Consider the following 3,516-nt stretch of genomic DNA (forward strand, 5'->3'; position numbering starts at 1 on the left):
CTGCAGTTCGCGGAGCAGACCGTACGAGGAGCCGAGCGGGCCGCCGGTCGCCAGCAGCGCGTCGTCGACCAGCGGGACGGGGAACTCCACCGGGAACGCCTACCTGCGGCCCCACTACGAGCGGATCTTCGCCGAGTTCGTCCGGAACGGCTGGCTGCGCCTGGTCGACGGCGGCCCCGCCGAGGGCGCCCTGCTCACCACCCACCCCGAGGTCGACGCCGTCCACATCACCGGCAGCGCCCGCACCCACGACGCCGTCGTCTGGGGCACCGACGACCGGGCCGAACAGCGCCGCCGCACCGGCATCCCGCTGGTCGACAAGCCCCTCACCAGCGAACTCGGCGGTGTCAGCCCGTTCATCGTCGTCCCGGGCCCGTGGAGCGCCGCCGACTTCCGCCACCAGGCCGAGCACATCGTGACCGCCAAGATGAACAACTCCGGCCACAACTGCATCGCCGCCCAGGTCCTCCTGGTACCCCGTCAGTGGGACGGCGCCGAACGCCTGCTCGACGCCGTCCGCGCCGTCCTGCGCGACCTGCCGTTCCGCACCGACTACTACCCCGGCTCCGCCCAGCGGCTCGCGGCCGTCCGCAAAGCGCATCCCGGCGCCGAGATGTACGGCGACGGCTGTCGCCTCCTCGTCCCCGACGTCGCCGACCCCGCCGACCCTCTGCTCACCGAGGAGGTGTTCGCCAGCGCCCTCGGTGTCGTCCGCCTCCCCGGCGACACCCCGGCCGCCTTCCTCGACCAGGCCGTCCGCTTCGCCAACGACCGCCTCCCCGGCACGCTCGGCGCCACCGTGCTCGTGCACCCCCGCACCGAGCGCGACCACCCGGCGGCCGTGGCGGGCGCCGTGGACCGGTTGCGCTACGGCACGATCGCCGTGAACACCTGGTCGGGCGTGGGCTTCCTCCTCGGACACACCCCGTGGGGCGCGCACCCCGGACACACCCGGCAGGACATCGGCAGCGGCACCGGCTTCGTCAACAACACCTGGATGCTGGACGACGTCGAGAAGACCGTGCTCCGCGCCCCCTTCGCCCCCGCACCGCGCGGCCTGTTCACCGGCTCGCCCTCCCTGGCGCCGCGCCCGCCCCACTTCGTCACCCACCGCTCCGGACGCGCCACCCTGGAACGCCTGGCCCACTACACCGCCGCCCCCGCCGCCCGCCGGTTGCCCGGCCTGCTCGCGTCCGCCCTGCGCGGCTGACCGGGACCTCGCAGGGCGTGCCGTCAGAGGCGTACGGATGCCTGAGAGGTGCCCCCAGCGCCCCTGAACCGACCCTCCGAGCGCCCTTCGAAGACAACTCCTGCTCAGCGGCCGCGCCCGGGCCGTGTGAGGGAGGCGATCCGCGCCACCAGGACACCGGCCACCACCCAGGTGCTCCCCCACACGGCGGCCCCGGCGAGCACTCCGGTCGACGTGGCGGTGGCCCATCCGGCGACCACCGCGGCGGCCCCGCCGACCGCGAGCACCGCGAGCAGTTCGGCGAGCGTCCGCACGCTCCCCCACCAACGGGGGCCGACGCGGTGCCGGCCCAGCCTCCGGGCCAGCCGCCGGTCACGGGCGAGTTCGTCCTCGGCTTCGGCAAGCAGACGCAGTTCACGCGGAGTGAGCACGGGGCACCTCCCGACCGGCACGGAACCGCACACGTCGGCACCTGGTCCTCTACCCGCAGGCCGGCGCGGAATGCACCGAGCACCCGGGCAAACCGGGGACCGGCCGCGCCGGCCGGCGCCCCGCACGCATACAATCTTTGGACCCGAACGATTGGAGTGTGGGCCGGTGACCGCGGAGCGTTCCCTCACCGAGGCCGAGAAACTGGCCGAGGCCAGGCTCGGCGGGATCGCGCTGCGGCGCGAGCAGATGGCCGTCGTGGCGAACATCTACCGGGCGGCGTCCGCGGTGCGCCAGCACCTGGAGAACTCGGTGCTGCGCGAGGCCGACCTGACCTGGACGGCCTTCGTCGTGCTCTGGGTGGTCTGGATCTGGGGCGAGTCGGAGACCCGGCACGTGGCCGAGGAGGCGGGGATCTCCAAGGGGACGCTGACCGGGGTGGCCCGCACCCTGGAGTCGCGCGGCCTGGTGGCCCGGGCGGACCACCCCACCGACGGCCGCCTGGTGCTGCTGGACCTCACGCCGGAGGGCCGTGCGCTGATGGAGCGGGTCTTCCCCGCCTTCAACGAGGAGGAGGCCTTCGTCACCGGGGCGCTCAGCGACGAGGAGTGCGCCAGTACCGCCGAGGGGCTGCGCCGGGTGGTGCTGCAGGTGCAGGAGCACGGCGAGGAGCGCCGGCGGTCGCTGCTGAACGGGCAGGCGCCCGCCCCGCGGCGGAGCGGGCGCCGGCCGAAGCAGGACTGACGGCAGGGCTGACCGCAGGGCTTCGGGCGGGTCAGCCGCGGGCGGCCCGGACATGGGCGTCGAAGAGGCGCTGCTGCACCGGGTCGTCGGCGGCCGTGTCCTCGGGATGCCACTGCACTCCGACGAACCAGCCCGCGCCGGGCGCGAGTTCGAGCGCCTCGACGGTGCCGTCGACGGCGGTGGCGGTCACCGCGAGCCCGCGCCCCGGGCGGTCGACCCGCTGGTGGTGGTAGCAGGAGGCCTCGGCCTTCTCGGCACCGGCGACCGCGGCCAGGACCGATCCCGGGCGCAGGGTGACGGGGTGGACGAGGTGGCGGTGTTCGCGCTCCGGGCCGCCCATGTCCTGGTGGAGCGTGCCGCCGAGGACGGTGTTGACCACCTGCAGGCCGCGGCAGATCGCCAGCAGCGGCATCCCCGCGCCGAGCGCGTACCGGGCGACGGCCAGGTCGAAGCCGTCCTGCCCGTCGTCCACGTCGTAGACGCTGTCGTGGGTGTGGCGGTGGCCGTAGCGCCGCGGGGCGATGTCGCCGCCGCCGGGGAGCAGTACGGCGTCGAAGGCGGCGAGCCGGTCGGCGACCTCGTCCGGGTCGGCCTCCCCCGCCGGGGCGTGGGGGTGGAGGCCCACCGGTTCGCCGCCGGCCCGCCAGACGGCTTCGACCAGGGCGCGGGCGTTGACCTCGGCGGCGTACCGCAGGGCGGAGGTGGTGGCGGCGAAGCGGGCGGGGATCGCGACCAGGGGCCGCCGGTCCGGCCGGGCGGGTCGGCGGGCGGTGCTCACAGCTGGATCCAGGTGGTCTTGAGTTCGGTGTACTTGTCCAGGGCGTGGGCGGACTTGTCGCGGCCGTTGCCGGACTGCTTGACGCCGCCGAAGGGCACGGTGAGGTCGCCCTCCTCGTAGCAGTTGACCCAGACGGTGCCGGCGCGCAGGGCGCGGGAGACCCGGTGGGCGGTGGACAGGTCGGAGGTCCACAGGCCGGCGGCGAGGCCGTAGTCGGTGGCGTTGGCGAGGGCGACGGCTTCGTCCAGGTCGTCGAAGGCGAGGACGGAGAGCACCGGTCCGAAGATCTCCTCGCGGGCGAGCCGCATGGCCGGGTCGACCCGGTCGAAGACGGTCGGCCGGAGGTAGCTGCCGCGTCCCAGGTCGAGCCGGCTGC

5 protein-coding genes are annotated in these 3,516 nt (G+C 74.8%); 2 read left to right on the forward strand and 3 right to left on the reverse strand.

Annotated features, from left to right (window positions below; all coding sequences use genetic code 11):
* Positions 1-190: 190 nt before the first annotated feature.
* The gene (locus tag ABZ641_RS29630) at positions 191-1,210 is read left to right on the forward strand and encodes an aldehyde dehydrogenase family protein (protein WP_359986695.1); all 1,020 of its coding nucleotides are present in this window, start codon (positions 191-193) and stop codon (positions 1,208-1,210) included.
* 104 nt (positions 1,211-1,314) lie between these two features.
* Here the strand turns inward: ABZ641_RS29630 and ABZ641_RS29635 are convergent, their stop codons facing one another.
* Positions 1,315-1,620, reverse strand: coding sequence for a DUF3040 domain-containing protein (locus tag ABZ641_RS29635; RefSeq protein WP_344623141.1), 306 nt, complete (start codon positions 1,618-1,620; stop codon positions 1,315-1,317).
* Between the two features lie 166 nt (positions 1,621-1,786).
* Here ABZ641_RS29635 and ABZ641_RS29640 point away from each other — a divergent pair, with 166 nt between their 5' ends.
* Positions 1,787-2,362 (forward strand): MarR family transcriptional regulator, encoded by a 576-nt coding sequence (locus ABZ641_RS29640; protein ID WP_344623140.1) that lies wholly within the window; start codon positions 1,787-1,789, stop codon positions 2,360-2,362.
* 31 nt (positions 2,363-2,393) lie between these two features.
* Here ABZ641_RS29640 and ABZ641_RS29645 read toward each other — a convergent pair whose 3' ends face one another.
* Together ABZ641_RS29645 and ABZ641_RS29650 are read right to left on the reverse strand one after the other, a co-directional pair.
* Positions 2,394-3,140 carry a gamma-glutamyl-gamma-aminobutyrate hydrolase family protein gene (locus ABZ641_RS29645; protein WP_359986689.1) on the reverse strand — a complete coding sequence of 249 codons (747 nt, stop codon included), beginning with the start codon at positions 3,138-3,140 and terminating at the stop codon, positions 2,394-2,396.
* A partial coding sequence (locus ABZ641_RS29650) for an aldehyde dehydrogenase family protein (protein ID WP_359986692.1) occupies positions 3,137-3,516 on the reverse strand: 380 nt, incomplete at its 5' end. The genes ABZ641_RS29650 and ABZ641_RS29645, both read right to left, overlap by 4 nt.

This window comes from Kitasatospora sp. NPDC007106 (assembly GCF_040634455.1).
In the GTDB taxonomy this organism is placed as follows: Bacteria; Actinomycetota; Actinomycetes; order Streptomycetales; family Streptomycetaceae; genus Kitasatospora; species Kitasatospora arboriphila.